The 18,879-nt window shown below is 43.4% G+C and carries 16 protein-coding genes; 4 read left to right on the forward strand and 12 right to left on the reverse strand.

The features are described 5' to 3' along the window. Positions 1-298: 298 nt before the first annotated feature. From pruA to OQ5_RS24865, 3 genes are all read right to left on the reverse strand, one after another. Positions 299-1,930, reverse strand: a complete 1,632-nt coding sequence (gene pruA, locus OQ5_RS0114830) for an L-glutamate gamma-semialdehyde dehydrogenase (protein WP_016778234.1) — start codon at positions 1,928-1,930, stop codon at positions 299-301. 279 nt (positions 1,931-2,209) lie between these two features. Continuing rightward, positions 2,210-3,247 (reverse strand): alpha-ketoacid dehydrogenase subunit beta, encoded by a 1,038-nt coding sequence (locus OQ5_RS24860; protein ID WP_016778235.1) that lies wholly within the window; start codon positions 3,245-3,247, stop codon positions 2,210-2,212. Positions 3,248-3,461: 214 nt separating this feature from the next. Then, entirely contained in the window at positions 3,462-4,679 is a 1,218-nt protein-coding gene (locus tag OQ5_RS24865; RefSeq protein WP_016778236.1) for a thiamine pyrophosphate-dependent dehydrogenase E1 component subunit alpha, read from the reverse strand. 230 nt (positions 4,680-4,909) lie between these two features. Between OQ5_RS24865 and OQ5_RS0114840 the strand changes: the two genes are divergently transcribed. Continuing rightward, positions 4,910-5,122: a hypothetical protein gene (locus OQ5_RS0114840; RefSeq protein ID WP_016778237.1), complete on the forward strand. Its 213-nt coding sequence runs from the start codon at positions 4,910-4,912 to the stop codon at positions 5,120-5,122. 597 nt (positions 5,123-5,719) lie between these two features. After that, positions 5,720-5,908 (forward strand): hypothetical protein, encoded by a 189-nt coding sequence (locus OQ5_RS0114845; RefSeq protein WP_016778238.1) that lies wholly within the window; start codon positions 5,720-5,722, stop codon positions 5,906-5,908. A gap of 6 nt (positions 5,909-5,914) precedes the next feature. Here OQ5_RS0114845 and OQ5_RS0114850 read toward each other — a convergent pair whose 3' ends face one another. The 7 genes from OQ5_RS0114850 to OQ5_RS0114880 form a co-directional block, all read right to left on the reverse strand. Then, positions 5,915-6,937: an FAD:protein FMN transferase gene (locus OQ5_RS0114850; protein ID WP_016778239.1), complete on the reverse strand. Its 1,023-nt coding sequence runs from the start codon at positions 6,935-6,937 to the stop codon at positions 5,915-5,917. Positions 6,938-7,136: 199 nt separating this feature from the next. Next, on the reverse strand, positions 7,137-8,396 hold the full coding sequence (gene nqrF, locus OQ5_RS0114855) for an NADH:ubiquinone reductase (Na(+)-transporting) subunit F (protein ID WP_016778240.1): 1,260 nt from the start codon (positions 8,394-8,396) through the stop codon (positions 7,137-7,139). A 15-nt stretch (positions 8,397-8,411) separates the two neighbouring features. Beyond that, a complete protein-coding gene (gene nqrE, locus OQ5_RS0114860; RefSeq protein ID WP_016778241.1) occupies positions 8,412-9,029 on the reverse strand; it encodes an NADH:ubiquinone reductase (Na(+)-transporting) subunit E in 618 nt (205 codons plus the stop codon). A gap of 63 nt (positions 9,030-9,092) precedes the next feature. Further along, complete coding sequence (locus tag OQ5_RS0114865) at positions 9,093-9,755, reverse strand: NADH:ubiquinone reductase (Na(+)-transporting) subunit D (protein WP_016778242.1); 663 nt, start codon at positions 9,753-9,755, stop codon at positions 9,093-9,095. A gap of 12 nt (positions 9,756-9,767) precedes the next feature. Then, positions 9,768-10,472: an NADH:ubiquinone reductase (Na(+)-transporting) subunit C gene (gene nqrC, locus OQ5_RS0114870; RefSeq protein ID WP_016778243.1), complete on the reverse strand. Its 705-nt coding sequence runs from the start codon at positions 10,470-10,472 to the stop codon at positions 9,768-9,770. A gap of 11 nt (positions 10,473-10,483) precedes the next feature. Further along, on the reverse strand, positions 10,484-11,644 hold the full coding sequence (locus OQ5_RS0114875) for an NADH:ubiquinone reductase (Na(+)-transporting) subunit B (protein ID WP_016778244.1): 1,161 nt from the start codon (positions 11,642-11,644) through the stop codon (positions 10,484-10,486). A 77-nt stretch (positions 11,645-11,721) separates the two neighbouring features. Continuing rightward, complete coding sequence (locus OQ5_RS0114880) at positions 11,722-13,071, reverse strand: Na(+)-translocating NADH-quinone reductase subunit A (protein WP_016778245.1); 1,350 nt, start codon at positions 13,069-13,071, stop codon at positions 11,722-11,724. An 88-nt stretch (positions 13,072-13,159) separates the two neighbouring features. Between OQ5_RS0114880 and OQ5_RS0114885 the strand changes: the two genes are divergently transcribed. Continuing rightward, positions 13,160-14,506, forward strand: coding sequence for a type IX secretion system plug protein domain-containing protein (locus tag OQ5_RS0114885; protein ID WP_016778246.1), 1,347 nt, complete (start codon positions 13,160-13,162; stop codon positions 14,504-14,506). On the opposite strand, the gene OQ5_RS0114890 is transcribed toward OQ5_RS0114885, so the two are convergent. Both OQ5_RS0114890 and OQ5_RS0114895 read right to left on the reverse strand, forming a co-directional pair. Beyond that, a complete protein-coding gene (locus OQ5_RS0114890) occupies positions 14,503-16,926 on the reverse strand; it encodes a GumC family protein (RefSeq protein ID WP_016778247.1) in 2,424 nt (807 codons plus the stop codon). The two genes, OQ5_RS0114885 and OQ5_RS0114890, sit on opposite strands and share 4 nt — an antisense overlap. 26 nt (positions 16,927-16,952) lie before the next feature. Then, on the reverse strand, positions 16,953-17,747 hold the full coding sequence (locus OQ5_RS0114895; protein WP_026055319.1) for a polysaccharide biosynthesis/export family protein: 795 nt from the start codon (positions 17,745-17,747) through the stop codon (positions 16,953-16,955). A gap of 260 nt (positions 17,748-18,007) precedes the next feature. Between OQ5_RS0114895 and OQ5_RS0114900 the strand changes: the two genes are divergently transcribed. Further along, the gene (locus OQ5_RS0114900; RefSeq protein ID WP_016778249.1) at positions 18,008-18,601 is read left to right on the forward strand and encodes a YqgE/AlgH family protein; all 594 of its coding nucleotides are present in this window, start codon (positions 18,008-18,010) and stop codon (positions 18,599-18,601) included. Positions 18,602-18,879: the final 278 nt, after the last annotated feature.

Below are 18,879 nucleotides of genomic sequence, written 5' to 3' on the forward strand. Positions count from 1 at the left end.
TCCATAAAGTGCCATTTACTGTGTTACGCTCGTCCGAAAATTACTCATTTACGATGAGTAAACTGCGTATTTTCAGACTTCGCAAGCCTTGTAAATGACACTTTCTGAACAGACACACATATTGTGAAAACTTTTTTCGAGTTTATAGACACTAATTCGTTGTTAATCTTTACTATGGGGAGGTAACTTCCCTGATGCAAAGTTAATTATTTTGGGAAATAAAACAATAAACCCGTATGCGGTGAAAAAAGATGAGGGCTTCACTTTATGTGAAACCCTCACTTCGAAAAAAGATTGGTTATTCTTTTTCCATATACGGGTATTTGAAATCTGTTGGCGGTATAAAGTTTTCCTTGATGGTACGCGGTGAAACCCACCGAATCATATTAAATAATGAGCCGGCTTTGTCATTTGTACCCGAGCCTCTTGCGCCGCCAAAGGGTTGCTGACCCACCACAGCACCTGTTGGTTTATCATTGATATAGAAGTTTCCGGCGGCATTAACCAACCTTTTCGTAACCTTTTCTATGATGTAACGGTCTTTGGCAAATACAGCTCCGGTTAGTCCGTATATTGATGTCTTGTCAAGAATATCCAGAGTTTCATCGAATTTCAGATCGTCATATACATAAACGGTCAATACCGGTCCAAAGAGTTCTTCCTGCATGGTTCGGTATTGCGGATTGGTTGTTAGAATAATGGTTGGTTCTATATAATATCCGACCGATTTATCGCAGCCGCCACCGGCAATTATTTTTGCTTCGGGATGATTGTCCGCTTCTTTAATGACTGCTTCAAGTTTGTCAAAGGATGCTTCGTCGATCACTGCATTTACGAAATTGCTGAAATCCTCGGGTGGTCCCATTTTTACTTCACTTAGTTGACGGAGCACTTCGGATTTGATTTCTTCCCAGCGACTGGCCGGCATGTAAGCTCTGGATGCTGCCGAACATTTTTGTCCCTGGTACTCAAATGCACCCCTGGTGATGGCGGTGGCAACAGCTTTTGCATCACATGATTTGTGAGCAATAATGAAATCTTTTCCACCGGTTTCTCCAACAATCCTGGGATAACTTTTGTAGCGATGAATGTTCTCTCCAATGGTTTTCCAGATAGATTGGAATACTTCTGTTGAGCCTGTGAAGTGGAAGCCTGCAAATTCGGGGTGCGAAAAGACTTCTCTTGCTACAACCGGGCCGCTTGCAAAAACCAGGTTGATGACACCATCCGGTACGCCAGCTTCACGGAATATCTGCATTATGATATTTGCCGAATAGATGGCTGTTTTTGAGGGTTTCCAAACTACCACATTGCCCATCATGGCCGGGGCCGATGGCAGGTTCCCTGCTATAGACGTGAAATTAAAAGGTGTAAGCGCAAAAACAAATCCTTCCAGCGGTCTGTACTCAACTCTGTTCCAGATATTCTTCGATGATGTTGGCTGATCGCCATAGATTTGTGTCATGTATTTCACGTTGAAGCGCAGAAAGTCGGCCAGTTCACAGGCACTGTCTATTTCGGCCTGAAAAACGCTTTTCGATTGCCCCAGCATTGTGGCTGCATTGATCTTTTGTCGATAAGGCCCTGATATCAGATCGGCTGCTTTCAGAAATATGGATGCCCGATGCTCCCAACTCATTTCCGCCCATTTGGGGCGAGCCCTGAGAGCGGCATCAATAGCCTGGTGTACATGCGACTCGTCGCCCTGATGATAATGTCCGAGACAATGTTTCAATTCATGGGGCGGATGGATGGATACTTTCTTCCCTGTTCTGATTTCTTCACCGCCAATGAACATTGGAATTTCAAGTTCAACGGCACGAAAGGCTTCGAGTTGTTTTTTCAGTTCTGTGCGTTCACTGGTTCCCGGGGCATAAGTTAAAACCGGTTCGTTTGCAATGGGGGGAACCTTGAAGACTCCTTTTGGCATAGCACTTGGTTTTTAGATGTTAGCAATTTTTTATGTCACTAATACAAATCTAATTAATTATCGCTGCTTATGTTATGAAAAATGTCAGGTATTTCAGATGCATAGAAGAGTGGCAGTACCCCTTACCGAAGGGGTCGTTACCCCTTACCGAAGGGGTCGTTACCCCTTATCGAAGGGGTTAATATTCCTCATAAATGAAGTGAGAGATTCTGATAAAACAGGCTATGTAAAATTGCAAAGTTGCCGTTCAATTTATTCCTGACTCCGACCCCTGAACCCCTAATAAATAGGTGGAAATTTTTCGGGATAGGCCACACCCATCATGTCATAAACGGCCTCATAAACATCTTCGGCATTGGGATTGCTGAAATAGTCACCATCTGTACCATAGGCCGGTCTGTGGTCTTTGGCAGTAACGGTTACGGGTTTATCATCGAGATAATAAAAGCCACCCTGTTCTTCAATGACCTTTTGCAACATGTATGCTGTGGCACCTCCCGGGACATCTTCGTCGAAGAAAACAATACGGTTGGTTTTCTTTAACGAGTTTAGAATTATGCCTTTTGTATCGAAAGGGAGCAATGTTTGTACATCAATCAGTTCGACAGAAATGCCTGTTTCTCTCAATTGGGTTATGGCTTCCTGTGCAATTCGTACACACGAGCCATAAGTAACAAGTGTAACATCTGTTCCTTCGGTCAATACTTCAGGAATGCCGAGCGGGATTCTGAATTCACCAAAATTGGAAGGTTGCTTTTCCCTGATTCTGTAGCCGTTAAGCGGTTCAATGATGAGTGCCGGGTCTTCGCCTGCCAGCAAGGTATTGTACATCCCGGCCGCCCGGGTCATGTCGCGTGGTACACAAACATGAACGCCTCTGACGCTGTTGATGACCATACTCAGAGGTGATCCTGAATGCCAGATGCCTTCGAGCCGGTGTCCGCGGGTTCTGATGATCAGAGGGACTTTCTGCCCGCCTTTGGTCCGGTAATGGGTTGTCGCCACATCGTCGCTGATAACATGCAATGTATAAAGTAAATAATCGAAATACTGAATTTCGGTAATCGGACGAAGCCCCCTGAGTGCAAGTCCAATACCTTCACCTACAATTGTTGCTTCGTGAATGCCTGTATCTCTTACTCTCCACTCCCCGTATTTTTCCTGTAGTCCTTCAAGTGTTCTGTTAACATCCCCCAGTTTTCCCGTATCTTCACCAAGTGTTAGTATTCGCGGGTCTTTTGCAAAAAGAGCGTCGAAATTGTCACGAATTATTTCGCGTCCGGGAACCAGTGGTGCATCTTCCGAATATTCGGGCATTACAGGTTCTGTTTTCAGGGGTGAGGCATCGGATTCATCATACAGATAGCGATTGTATTTTTCACGTCCGCTTTCATAGTATGCGGCAACCCATTCGCGAAGCTTTACTTTTAGTCCTCCCGGGTTGTTGCAGGAGACACATACGTGACGGAGAATCTTCCGGGCCGAGCTTAGAATTTCCTTTCTGTTGAGGGTGATAACGTTATTCAGGTTGTCAATTATGGCATTGATCTGTTCTTCTCCCCATGAATGGCAAACGCATTTTTTTTGTTCTGATCATTTCAATCAGTTGTGTTTTTTCTTCTCTGATGGGGGTCATAATTTCACGAAATGCTTCTTTCTGAGCAGCCTGGGCCTCTTCCTGAGCTTCCGTTTCCAGGCGATTCAGGGTGGCCTCGTCGGCCAGTTTTGTTTCCAAAATCCATTTGTGCATTTGGAGTAGGCCGTCTTTTTCTTTTTCCCATTCAAGTCGTTCCTTTGGTTTATAGCGCTCATGAGAACCTGAAGTAGAATGCCCTGTAGGTTGTGTCAGTTCCTTTACATGAAACAAGACCGGCACGTGTTCTTCTCTGCATTTTCGAATGCCTTCTTCGTACATCTGGCATAATCCCGCATAATCCCAGCCAAACCCCTCAAAGATGAGGATTCCGCCGGCGTCGCCTTTTTGCTTTTCAAAACCTTTGAGTGCTTTAGAAATGCTGGCCTTCACAGTTTGAAGATCAACCGGAACGGAAATTCCGTATCCGTCGTCCCATACAGAAACAGCCATGGGAATTTGGAGTACCGCAGCGGCGTTCATGGTTTCGAAGAACAATCCTTCTGAAGTGCTGGCATCTCCGATAGTGCCGAAAGCCACTTCATTTCCGTTTTTACTGAACGATTTGAGATGATTTAATTCGGGTTGTTCGCGATAAAGCTTTGAGGCGAGTGCCAGTCCGACAAGTCGCGGCATTTGTCCGCCAGTTGGACTGATGTCGGAAGAGGTATTTTTGTTTTCGGCCTGGTTAATCCAGTTTCCGTCAGGATCAATCAGCCTGGAGCCAAAATGGTTATTCATAGAGCGTCCGCCATTGTCGGGGTTTAGTTCGGTACGGGTTTCTCCGTAAAGCATGGCGAAGAACTGTTTTGGTGTGGTCATTCCCGTGGCCAGCATAAAGGTCTGATCACGATAATAACCCGATCGCCAGTCTCCCTCTTTGAATTGCCTGGCCATGGCAATTTGTGCGATCTCTTTGCCATCACCAAAGATTCCGAATTTGGCTTTTCCGCTTAATACTTCCCGTCTGGCAAGAAGACTCATCTGACGGCTTAGATGTGCCAGTTTGTAATCGTTTAGCACTTCCCTGCGGAAATCTTCGAATTGAATTGCTTTTTTTTCTTCAGTATCGTCCTGAAAGTTCCTGATATTTTCTTTTGTGTTACTTGTGATCATTGCCGTTTAGTTGTGTCGGTTAAGCTCTCCATAAGCATTCCAACAAAGCAAAGGTATATTTTTGGGTGGTTTATTCATACACGACCGGTGAAACATTTTTCCGGCCGGACACTCCGGTACAAAAAATCCGGCTAATGCATATCCTGCTGCACTATTCAAACACAAAGTTACAGGTGAATGTTTAAAACGAGCTGTTTTTTGTATTTTTGTCTGATTTAAAACTGTTGAGAATGATACTTAAACTTCTTGTCATTAGTGTTGTATTAATGGCTGTGATTACAGCCCTTATGGCTATCCGGATTCTTCTTAAAAAGAATGGTCATTTCCCGAATACCCACATCGGGGGAAACAAAAATATGGCCCGTCGGGGAATCTTCTGCGCCTCTACGCAAGATAAAATTGCAAGGAAAGATCGCAGGCATCTTCTTAAAGATACTTTATAGTGGAACTATTACCAATTATCAATTACCAATTATCAATTACCAATTATCAATTATCAATTACCAATGATCAATTAACGAATTCTTGCAAGGCAAACGGCAGAGCCGAGCGAACCAGCAAGCAACCAGCAACCAGCAACCAGCAACCAGAGCGCCCCGGATTAGAAGTCCCTTTTGGGGGATATAGGTGGCCCTTTAACAACAGTTTGGATAGTTCTCTGTGCTAAGCGCCTAATGTGCTTTTTGTTGAGGGTGTTTAAAAGACTGATTTTTTACTCTGTGACTCTGTGTGAACTTCGTGTTACTCTGTGAAACAATAAATTACACAGACTATTACAGAGTAACACAGCGGCATGACAGTCTGTTCCTGTTTTTCGGGGAGTAAAATCAGGGATTGTTGTGTGCATCCAGTCTTTTCTTTGCGATTTTAGCGTTTCTTTAATTTTGTGTTCTCGGCGTGGAATAAGACATATACAAAACTCATAGCAGCTCCAAATTAATTTAGCTTAGAAAATAAAGAGGAATCTCAATCCAGATATTTGCATCCGAAAATCAAATACATTATCTTTGTAGAAACAGAAAAAGCAAAGGAGTAGGGTTATGAATACAGTACTGATAATGGTAGGAATTACAATTTTGCTGGTTGCGCTTGCTTTTGCAGGTTTGGCATTGAAAATTTTTTTTAAAAAAGATGCCACATTGACCACTTGTAGTGGAGGTTCATGTGCTTGTCATGCAGGTACCGAAAGTTGCAGTTCGGGTCAGGTTACTTCGGATATTAACGAATAAAGCGGGTTATTCTGCTGCAAAATATTTTTCAAATCCTTCAGTCCATGAAACTTCCATTCCATCATTGGTGGCGTGAATAAAATAGCCGTCAACCTCAGGATGTTGTCGCATTAATTCGCGGCTTTTTTCAAGGCCCATCACCATGCAGGCAGTGGCATAGGCATCGGCAGTCATACAATCATCCGCGATAATAGTAGCACTTAAGAGAGAATGTTGCACGGGTTCTCCCGACAGAGGATCAATGGTATGAGCATATTTTCTTCCGGTCTTTTTGTCGATATAGAATTGTCTGTAATTTCCGCTGGTGGCCAGAGATTTCCCGGAAAGTTGTACCACAATTTGAATTTCCCTGTTTGACGCTGAAGGATCATCAATGGGTTTGTCTATTCCAATGCGCCATGGAATGTTTTTTGGATTCATTCCTTTTGTTGTTATCTCACCGCCAATTTCCACCAGGTAATTTTTACAACCAAATCGTTCCAAAACTTTTGCAGCAATATCTACGCCGTAGCCTTTTGCTATGGCTGAAGCATCGAGCATAATTCCGGGCGTGGTTTTCAAAATCGAATCACTCTCGATCGTTATGTTATCCATTCCCACCAGCATTCGCAGGGAATCGATAAGGCCCGGTGTCATATTTTGCCGTTTGGAGAAGCCGAACCCCCAGGCATTAACAAGCGGCGCTACTGTCATGTCAAAAGCGCCATTGGTTTCGTCTGTAATTCTGCAGGCGGCTGAAAAAACGGTACGAAAATGAGCGTTGTTGAGTTCTATTCCTTTCTTCGACCGGTTAAAACGGGATATTACCGAGGTTGAATCATAGGTTGACAAGGCTCGATTGATGGAATCGAGGGCAAGAATAACTTCATCGTTCAGATTTTTTCCTTCCGGACTTTCATATACCAGGTGATACCAGGTGCCGAATACTTCACCTTCATTTTTTATCCAGTTATTCCGGTTGCAGGAAGATGACAACAGCAAAACAACAATAAGAATAACAGGAAGGTGTGACAAAAGAGCTTTTTTCATGTTCTTTTTACATTCTCAGGATCTCCCCTGGGGGGGAGGGAGCAGATTTTATTAAAGAGACAAAGATTCAAAAAAGGACTGTTGCTTCGGCGACAGTCCTTTTTTGAACATCGTTGCAAACCGGGATATTATTTCCCGGGGTATTATTTTTTTATTCTAAAGTGCCGTTTACGGCTTTTAGGTCAGCAACTGTCACTTATTATGACCCAAAGTCGTCGAATGCTATCATTTCGTCCGGAACACCAAGGTCGTACAGCATTTTCTGCACGGCAGCATTCATCATCGGGGGTCCGCACAGATAATATTCGATTTCTTCGGGTTCTTCGTGTTTACTCAGGTATTCCTCAAAAATTACCGAATGAATAAAACCGGTCGGTCCGTCCCAGTTATCCTCGGGTAACGGTTCGGAGAGAGCAATGGTGAAATCGAAATTATCAAATCTGTTTTGGATATCACGGAAATCTTCTTCGTAGAAAATTTCGCGTTTGGAACGTGCTCCGTACCAGAAACTTACTTTTCGATCGGTTTTCAGTGTATGAAACAGGTGGAAAATATGTGAGCGCATTGGAGCCATCCCTGCACCACCACCGATGAACATCATTTCGCGATTGGTATCTTTCAGGAAAAATTCTCCGTAAGGGCCTGAGATGGTTACCTTGTCGCCCGGTTTCCGTGAGAAGATATAGGATGAACAAACACCGGGATTAACTTTTTTGAAACCACCGTTGACCCTGTCGAAAGGAGGAGTGGCTATACGGATGTTCAACATGATGATGTTGTTTTCGGCCGGATGGTTAGCCATAGAGTAGGCACGGAATGTTGGTTCCGGATTGTGCATCTTCAGGTCAAACATGTTGAATTTTTCCCAATCGCCGCGGAATTCTTCTTCTACTTCAATATCCTTAAAGTCAACATCAATTTTGGGAACGTCAATCTGGATATATCCGCCTGATTTGAAATCCAGAGTTTCTCCCTCAGGAAGTTTCACCACAAATTCTTTAATGAATGTAGCAACGTTTTTATTGGAGACAACTGTGCATTCCCACTTTTTGATACCCAGGATTTCCTGGGGAATCTCCATTTTAATGTTGTCCTTTACCTTTACCTGGCAGGCCAGACGCCAGTCCTGCATTTGTTCTTTCCGGGTGAAATAGCCGGTTTCGGTGGGCAGAATTGAGCCGGCGCCCTCGTGCACCTGGCAGCGGCACATAGCACATGTTCCACCTCCTCCGCAAGCCGATGGAAGGAAAATTTTGTTGTTGCCAAGAGCCGTAAGCAGTGTTTGCCCGCTGTCCACTTCAAGTTGTTTCTCGCCATCATTAATGTCAATAGTGACTTTTCCCTGGGGCGTCAGTTTCTTTTTTGCATACAGGAGGATCGAAACCAGCAGAATAATCACGGTCAGAAAGACAATGGCACTGGTTATGATCACCGGGAGTGAAATAACTAATATATTCATTTTCGAGTGCTCTTTTTAAAGTTGAATACCCATGAAACTCATAAATGCAATACCCATGAGGCCTGTAATGATAAAGGTTATTCCAAGGCCGCGCAGGGGAGCGGGAACATCAGAGTACCTGATTTTTTCCCTTATGGCAGCAATGCCGACTATGGCCAAAAGCCAGCCAATACCTGAGCCGACACCGAAAACTGCTGCTTCACCGATATTGGCATAGTCGCGCTCCTGCATAAAGAGCGAACCTCCCAGGATAGCACAGTTTACTGCAATTAGCGGGAGGAAAATTCCCAAAGAGGTATAGAGTGCCGGGGCAAATTTTTCTACGATCATCTCAACGAGCTGCACCATGGAGGCAATAACGGCAATGAACATGATAAAGCTCAGAAAACTCAGATTGATGGTTTCGAATCCTTCGCCCAACCAGCTCAAAGCGCCTTCTTTCAGGACATAATTCTCGAGCAGATAGTTGGCCGGTACTGTAATGCCCAGAACAAAAACAACTGCAATTCCCAGTCCGAAGGATGTCTTTACGGTTTTTGAAACCGCCAGGTAAGAACACATGCCCAGAAAGTAGGCAAAAATCATGTTCTCGATAAAAATGGACTTAACAAATATATTTAGCAGATTTTCCATTTTTTCTGTGATTATTGGTTTTTAATCTTCATTTTATCCTTTTCCCGATTTCCGGATTACCAATCAGCTAACGTCAATCAGGTCTTTGTTTCTTGACCTCTGTACCCATATAATGATGCCAACGGTGATCAGGGCCATCGGGGGCAGGATCATCAGACCATTGTCTACGTAACCCCACTCGTACATTACATCAGGAATGACCTGGATTTCACCAATTCCGGGTAATGTTAAGTTTCCCGTCCCGAACAATTCTCTGACGAAACCGACAATGACCAGGATTATTCCGTATCCTGCTGCGTTTCCGAAACCGTCAAGCACCGAAGGCCATGGTTTGTTACCCAGGGCAAATGCCTCGAGGCGTCCCATGATGATACAGTTGGTGATGATAAGACCAACAAATACCGACAACTGTTTGCTAACTTCATAAGCGAAAGCTTTCAGTATCTGGTCCACCAGAATTACCAAAGAGGCAACCACTGTCAACTGAACAATTATCCGGATACGCGACGGAATGGTATTTCTCAGTAACGATATTATCAGGTTTGAAAAAACAAGTACAAAGACCACCGAGAGTGACATCACGATGGATGGCTCGAGCTTTGCAGTTACCGCCAGGGCCGAACATATACCCAGCACCTGTACGGTGATGGGGTTTTGGGCTCCCAGCGGAGTTGTTAACAGTTTCAGGTTCTTCGATGAGAACAAAGGTTCTTTCTCACTGCTCATAGTTCCCTCTTTTTATTTTTTTAAAAATGCTTCGTAACCACTAAAATAATCCATCAACATGTTTTCCACACCCTGACTGGTGATGGTTCCTCCGGAGATGGCATCCACGCCGTGTGGTGCATCGTCCGGGGCTCCGCCTTTAACTACGTCGATGGAAACAAGTTCTCCTCCTTCATTAAAAATGCTTTTTCCTACGAATTGTTGCTGAAAAGCCTGGTTGGCAATTTCAGCTCCCAATCCGGGGGTTTCGCCTTTATGGTCGAAAGTAGTTCCGTAAATTGTATTTTTATCTTCGTTGAGTGCTATGTATCCCCATATAGGCCCCCATAAACCCTTTCCACGAACGGGCAGGATATATTTGATCTCTCCCTCGTCAAGATGACATTCGTAAACGGGGTATTGCCTGTCACTCAAAGGTTTTCTTACTTCTTTGCTCAGGTCGATATTGAAAGCTGTTTGTGCGTCGGTCTCCTGGCGTTCACCCTCGTAGTTGACGATGAATACCTTGTCGCCGATGTATTTGTTGTATTTTTCGGCAACATCGGCAGTTGTACTTTCTATATTTACTGATCTGAGTATGTCTATCATTTTTGCCTCTTCTTCATTCTTCTTCTGGATAGGCGTGAGTGCTTCCGAAATAAATGCAAGCACGGTGGCAACTACAATCACCATCACCGAAGCATAAAGAAAGGTATATTTATTTCCTTGTCTGTCCATTGTATCAATTGTTATGCGGTTACACTTGCTCTTTTCAGACGTTGCTTAATGTTGCTTTCTACCACAAAGTGGTCAATCAGTGGCGCAAAAGTATTCATCAGCAAAATCGCCAGCATGACGCCTTCGGGGTAGGCGGGGTTGAAAACCCTGATCATAATACTGAATACCCCTATAAGAAATCCATAGATGTATTTGCCTTTCGTGGTTCGGGTGGCCGATACCGGGTCGGTAGCCATGAAAACAGCGCCAAATGCAAAACCTCCGAGTACCAGGTGATGCCAGGCGGGAATTTGCATCAGTGGAGTAGACCCTATGGCATTGAATCCAAGCGCCATCAGAAATCCTCCTGCAAAAACAGAGAGCATGATGCGCCAGCTTCCAACACCCGTGTATATCAGAATAAATGCTCCTATCAGTATGGCAAGCGCAGAGGTTTCTCCTATAGATCCGGGAATGATTCCGAGGAAACTATCCATAAAGGAAAACTTGTCAATATTGCCTGTGGTGACAGCTGTACCAAGGGCGGTGGCGCCGGAAAATCCGTCGACAATACCTTCACCGCTTGTAAGACCGCTGATCCAAATGGTATCGCCCGACATGTAGGCAGGGTAGGCAAAAAATAAAAATGCCCGTGCCAGAAGTGCCGGATTCCAGATATTCATTCCTGTTCCTCCAAAAACTTCTTTGCCGATAATAACTGCAAATGCAGTGGCTACCGCTACCATCCATAAAGGGATATCAACCGGAAGTACCAGCGGAATGAGCATACCCGATACAAGGAAACCTTCGTTAACTTCGTGTCCCCGTATTTGGGCAAAAATGAACTCAATAGCCAGACCGGTTACGTAAGAGACAACGATGATCGGAAAAACTTTTAAAAATCCGTGCCCGACCATTGGCCAGAAATCCGCCTCCTGACCCGTAGCCAAAAAATGTTGATAACCGGCATTCCAAATGCCAAAAAGCAATGCCGGTACCAGCGCAAGAACAACAGTGGCCATGGTTCGTTTCATATCCATGGCATCGCGTACATGCACCCCTTCTTTGTTGGTGGTATTCGGGACAAACAAAAGGGTCTCGAATGCATCGAATGTGGAGTGCAGCTTTTCAAACTTTCCGCCTTTTTCAAAGTGGGGTTTGATCTTATCAATAAATCTTCGTAATGCCTTCATTCGAAAGTATTTGTTTTTTTATGTTATCGAACTTGTGTTTTGGGCAATAAAGCCATGATTTCTTTACACCGGGAATATTAGCCCAGCTCTTTTATCATCAGTTCAATGCCGTTGCGCAGGATTTTCTGCAAATTCATTTTTGAAGGACAAACAAATTCGCAAAGTGCAACGTCTTCTTCGGCCAACTCATAAATGCCGAGTTGTTCCATTTTGTCGATGTCTTCAACAAGAATCGATTTAAAGAGCTGTTCGGGAAGGATGTCCATTGGAAGTACTTTTTCGTAGACGCCCGATACAACGATGGGCCGTTTACCTCCATGCATATTGGCGTTAAGCCTGTACTCTTTTCGTGGCTGCAGCCAGCTGAAATAGGTGCGTGAAATACTGTATTTTCCAAGTCCCGGTTTTGCCCAACCCATAAATTCATAGTCGTCGCCTTCAGGGATGGCAGTAAGCTGCGAATGATAGAAACCAAGATATCCCTCTTCGCTTACCTGAGTTCCGGTAAGTACATTTCCACTTATCAGCCGGACATGCTCATCGCTGTTGATGTTATTGCTGATGTATGGTGCAATGCATGCTCCCATAACGGTATGATAATAAGCTGGCTTCTTGATTTCGGAACCGGCTACCACAATAGTGCGGGAAAAATCGTGTTTGCCGGTTGTGAACAGCTTGCCCACGGCAGCTACCTCCTGTGGTTGTATGGTCCATACTGTTTCACCCTTGTTAACGGGCATAACATGATGGATTTGAATCCCGGCATTTCCGGCCGGATGAGGCCCTCTGAACCGGTGTATTTCCACTCCTTTTGTGTTGAGATATAGCTTCGAAGCAGCTTCATCGTTAATACCAATATGGATATTTTCACAAAGCTTTTTCAGAACATCAATTCCGGCCTGGAATTCTTTTTCTTTGCCTGTCATGATGAAATCATAGTCAGGCGCCAATGGAGCCGTATCAAATCCGGAAATATAGATGGCTTTTGGCGTATGCTCCGGCTTTGCTATAACGTCGTAAGGACGCTGGCGCAAGTAGGGCCATGTCCCGGCTTCCTGCATCTTTTTTACCACTGTATCGCGCTCAAGAGAAGAAATATCTTCTTTGCCGAAATCGACGGTCTCGTTTTTACCATCCGATTTAACAACAACCTCGAGAATTTTCCGCCGTTCTCCCCGTATCACAGCTTCGAGATGACCACTGACGGGAGAAACAAATTTTACATCGGGCTGATACTTGTCGAAAAACAGTACCGAGCCTGCCTTTACTTTTTCACCTTCTTTGATGACCATTTTGGGTACCACACCGTTAAAATCGGTAGGTTTTATGGCAAACAAATCGGGCAATTGGGCCTGACCAAAGACTTTGTCGGCTTTGCCTTTGAGCGGGATATCCAACCCTTTTTTTATTTTGATTACCTCAGACATGTTTGAAAAACGGTTTTTGAATTTGCCTGCAAAAATAGTTAAATTTATTACTTTAGAGCATTTTTAAGGGCATTGAAACCACTTCAAAATGAGCATTTATATCTTTTTCACATTGGGCAAACAAATTGTGAGAGCCTTTGGTTCTGATTATTTGCGTAAAAATTTCTTTAATCTTTATTTTTTTCTTTTTTTAGGTATTTATAACCCGGTGTTTGCAGGAGATTTTGGCGCTTTTAACGATTCCGAAAAAACTGAAGAGAACATAAAAACGGTTTTATTCCATCGCAAAGGATGGACGATGTCTTATCCTTTTATTGAGCTTAATTCGGGACAAAAACTGTTTCTCTCGTTTGATGAGCTGGGAACTGAGATTAAGAACTACTATTACACCGTTGAGTTGTGTGATGCCGACTGGACACCCTCCATACTGATGCGTACAGAGTATTTCAGGGGCGATGATCCGGTTCCGGTTGAGGACTACCGGCGTTCGTTCAATACCACTTTCGACTATGTACACTATGAACTGGAGTTTCCCAATGAAGATATCAATCTGTTGTTGTCGGGGAATTATCTGCTCAAAGTTTTCGAAGATTACAACCGGGAGCAGCCGGTAATCGTCAGACGCTTTATGGTTACGGAACAAAAAGTGAGGATTGTATCCGACATCAGGTATACCATGTTATCGTCAGGGCGCTCCAATTATCAGGAGATCGATTTTGAAGTGTTACACCCCGGCGTTAATATTATGGATCCGGCTAATGAGATTGAAGTAACCATTATGCAGAACGGGCGAACCGATAATGCCATTACAGGTCTTCGCCCCTTGTTTATTGGTAATGATTTTATGGATTTCAACTATAACCGGGAAGTAATAATGGAAGGGGGAAATGAATTCCGGTGGGTTGATTTAAGGAGTTTTCGCTTTCAATCGGATCATGTTGAAGATATTATTTTTTCGGACCCCTTTTATCATATCAGAGTGTTTACCGATCACCCTCTCAACGAAAAACCTTACTATTATCACGACGATTTGAACGGACGCTATTATATTGATGTTCAGGAGGAGCAGGAACCCGCTGTGTCAGCCGATTATGCCTTTGTTCATTTTGCGCTTGAATGGAAACCTCCTGTCAATGGCGAAGAGGTTTTCCTCAGCGGAGCATTGACAAATTGGAAGCTGGATAAAACATCACGGATGACATTCAACTTTGACGACGATTTGTATCATGCTACTTTACTTCTGAAGCAAGGTTATTACAACTATCAGTATGTTGTAAAGAATAAATCAACTTCAGAGACCTCTGTTATGCCGGTTGAAGGGAGTTTCGGGCGTACGGAAAACGATTACCTGATACTGGTTTACTATCGGCCTGCAGGTCAGAGATACGACCAGTTATTGGGGGTAGCGGTAGTCAATTCGGTTAATAAGAACTAACTGTAGTAACCACTTTTCCTGAAACGGCTGTATCCATAACCGTATCCATAGCGCGATATGGAACTGTATCCGTCAGGTGTTTTAACGTCATTAACCAGAATCCCTGTTTTGTTGATCCGGCCTTTTTCGTAAAGGTGATTAAGAAAATCAATGGCTTGTTTTCGGGTATGTCCCTGTCTGATAACAAAAATATTCAGGGAGGTCATCCCGGTAATAAGCAGGGTGTCAGAAACCAAAGCCAGGGGAGGTGTATCGAGAATTATTACATCAAAATGTTCTTTTGCCGTATTCAGGAAATCGGTCATCTTACCGGATTGCAATAATTCTGCCGGATTCGGAGGAATGGGACCGGAAGTAACAACACTCAGGTTCTGCACTCCGGCAGGAATTACAATATCATGGAACGATGCCGTACCGAGAAGATAATTACTTAGTCCTGCTTTATTGTCAACTTTGAATTCTCTGTGTGTTTGAGGTTTTCTCAAATCCATGCCGACTACCAGTATTTTTTTCCCGGTAATGGCCAGAATGGCACCCAGGTTGGCTGAACAGAAAGATTTTCCCTCGCCTGAAACAGACGATGTAACGGCAATAACAGGTGAGATGTTTTCTTTCCCGATCATAAAATCGATATTGGTTCTTAAAGCTCTGAAGGATTCCGCCAGGGGCGATGAAGAATGAAGAATGACCGGTAATGTCTCATTATACGTGTTGTGTTCGATATGTCCCAATACGGGAAGTGTCGTGTTTTCTTCGACGAGGTATCTTGAAGTAATTCTTGTGTTCAGACTGTCACTAACGATAAGGCCCAGTCCGGGTAATAATAATCCCAGGATGGCGGCAATAACAATATTAGCCATGGGGCGAGGGGTGGTTTGTCTGGTGTTTTGAACCATTGCCGGGTCTATTATTTTATGGTCGGAAATATTTGAGGCAAGCGCAATTCCTGCCTCCGACCGCTTTTGTAACAGGAATGTGTAAATATTGTCATTGAGTTGAAAATCTCTCTGGATGTTGATGTATTTTCTTTCGGTTCCGGGCAGGCGTTGTATTTCACGGTTCACTTCTTCAATTTGCTGGTTGATTTCTTCAAGTTCTATACGCGTTGTGTTGATAATGTTTCTTACATTTTCGACCAGTGCGCTGTGAATGGTCTCGATTTCGTTATTGATTTGTTTTATCTGAGGACTGTTTTCCGTGGTGGTCATGCGTAAACGACTTCTGGCAGTATAAGCATCACTTAGTTGTTTTACCAGATTATTTAATGATTGATCGGTGATTCCCATAGTGCTTGGCACAATCACGTCCTGAAATTCATCTTTGTTTTGGATGTAATCATACAAATAGTCGTAATATTTTATCATTCGTTGATAATTGCTTTTTTGGGCTATTAGACTTTCCAGCTTCTCCATAGCATAGTTTCCTTCAGAACTAATATTGATCAGCCTGTTTTGAGAACGAAATTCCTGAAAGTCCGATTCGGCTTCCTGTAAAGAATCCGAAATGCCACTAATTTGCCTGTCAATAAATTCGATGGTGGCATTGGCTGTTCTGTTTTTTTCTTCCAGACCGCTTTCGATAAAGGTCTTTGCATGGCTGTTCAGAAAATCTGCTACTATTCCGGGATGTTTGTCTTCCAGACTTAGCTCAAGAATGGAAGCATCGTCAAAATAAAAGTCCACTTTCAGGTTATTGCTGTATTCTGCTGCCAGTTTTTTAATGTCGTGAAACATGAAGCTGTAGTCATGCGTGTAGATATCAGAAGATTTATCGGTCAATTTGGGAGAATATTTATTTCGCAGGTGAACGGAAAAAGAGAAATATGAACTTTTAATAGGTTGCTCAAACCTGAAAGTATCTGTTTGGGCTATTTTTTTGTTGTTGACTATGGTACTAAATTCCAGAAGGTACTTTTGGGGAGAAATTATTCGAATATAAAACGGAACCCCTGGCAGCTGCGGAGTATCCGGTTGGGGTTGAACAACAATGGGCGAGTTGTGATAAACGGCTCTTGAAAGCGCATTCATACGTATCTTTCTTAAAAAGCGAGGAATTTTGTTGTAACTGATTTCCAAATCGAGTGTTTCCAGCGTTCGTTTTGCCAACGAATAGGATTTGAGAATGCCGATTTGATTACGAATATTATCGTGGGCGTCAAAAGAAATATCGCGAATCAGCGCTTCTGCACCAATTGGCTTGTTTTGCTCAGACCTGATGAGAAGTGTCGTATTTCCGCGGTACATGGGATGAGAAAATTTATTAATAATGCCGGCCACAGACAAAGCAATGATCAATCCGCCGGCAAACATGTACCATTTGTCCACCAACCGGTTCAATACCTTTAAAAAGTCTTGCGAATGGGGCTTGGTAAATGAGTCTGTTTCCTGCTGAGAAGATTTTATGTAGTTGTTTTGCCTCATTTTCAGAGCGGTTTGAGTTTTTCGGTTTATTGATTGTCAAAATATTGCAATAATACGATCATAGTAGTGACAGATGAAAGAATCATGCTCATCGTAGGAAGATTGATCTGGAAAGCTTTGCTTCCTGATGGTTTCACGTAAATAACATCATTGGGTTTAACAAAGAAAGCCGGTGATGTAAGCAGTTTCTTTTCAGTAAGGTCAACCTGGTAAGTGATTTTGCCTTCGGGTACCGACCTGACGACCATAATGTTGCGTTTGTCGCCAAGGTCGGTGATATCTCCGGCTTTGCCGATGGCCTGAAGAATGGTCATCTGGTCGTTGTAATGACTGTAAACGCCTGGTTGCCTTACTTCTCCCAATACAGTAACTTTGTAATTGAGCAATCTCAATATTACCGTTGCGTCCACAAGATACTCATCTGCCAAGTGCTGTATTTGTTTCTCTGCTTCGTGGAGGGTGAGTCCTTCAACAGAAAGCTGCCCCAGGACAGGAAGATTGATATTGCCGGTCTTGTCGACCGTAAATCCGTTGATATACTGGTCGGCCTCTGAGCTCATGGAGGTGCTGAAACCCGTTGTCGGTACATTGTTATACAACGCCGAAATTTCGGGATTTCCGGTAAGTATTCTGACATAAAGAACATCATTTTCAGCTATTCTATATTCCTTCATGGGTTGCTGAAACACCATTGTGGAATCCTGCTTTGATGCATCTTTCAGGTAAACCATTTTACGGGGACTTTGGCAACCGGCAATTAATATCAATATAATCAATGCAAAGGCGACTTTTGGCATTATGGTTTTTAAGTTGCAGTTCATCAGTATAACTTCTTATGATTCGTACAAAGCTATGTAATTCAACAGGCAATTTCCACCCTTTAGTTTTGAGTGTAGCATTATATTTGATTAATGAATGTTTTTAAAGGGCAAACTTTTGGTCTTGGAATGTTTTTTTCTTAATTTAGATAGGAAGAATGAGTTATCTGAAGAGAAATTTCATAATTTGTCGTAATAAACAGTTCAATAGTTTAATCTGTTGATTTATAAGATTCAGGGATAACAGGCCAAAATGAGCAACCATGAAAAATCTGGATTTCAATATTTTCCAACCTACCCGTACCAATCTTAAACCGGCTGCAGGGAGGGTGCTGATTGCCGAACCTTTTTTGCAGGGGCCCTATTTCGGGCGTTCCATAGTTCTGCTTACAGAGCATAATGACAAAGGCACCGTGGGTTTTGTGCTGAATAAATCGACTGAGTTGTATCCCGATGAGGTGGTGGAAGACATCTTGAGCTTCGAAGGCGAACTGTTTGTAGGGGGCCCGGTTTCTTCCAATACCCTGAGCTTTTTGCACACGCTGGGCGACCGGGTTCCGGGGTCAGTAAAAGTTACCTCGACCGTATACTGGGGAGGTGATTTTGATCATCTTAAGAAAATGATAAACAGTGGTGAAGCATCCAGCCAGTCGGTTAAGTTTTTTGCCGGTTATTCCGGTTGGGCGCCAGGTCAGCTCGAAGGTGAAATTGCTGAAAACAGCTGGGTGGTTTCTACTCTGAGAGATGAACTGATTATGACCCGGGATGTGGATAATATATGGGAAATCGCCATGCACGAAATGGGCGATATATATAAGACGTGGACTAATTTTCCCAGAAATCCGTCTTTTAATTAGGGCCTGCTGAAAAACAATTAAAAGATTAATAATAAATTAATTATAGCCAATAATATCATTCAAAGTGCAAGGTTTTTCAAGTAAATCTTTCAAAAAGTCTGCACCTGTGATGATTAATTGTCAAAATATCACTGTTCAAAAGAATATTTTTAGGCTTAAGGACTTTTCCTGGTTAAAAGGCGCGGTGGCCTGTCCGTTTTCCGGGCCGGCGGATAGCGGGAAGCCAAAATGGGCGACTTTCAAGGCCTTGCGCAATGGCCGGAAATTTTGGCTTTCGT

The organism is Anaerophaga thermohalophila str. Valhall (genome assembly GCF_000250735.1).
Lineage (GTDB): Bacteria > Bacteroidota > Bacteroidia > Bacteroidales > Marinilabiliaceae > Anaerophaga > Anaerophaga thermohalophila_A.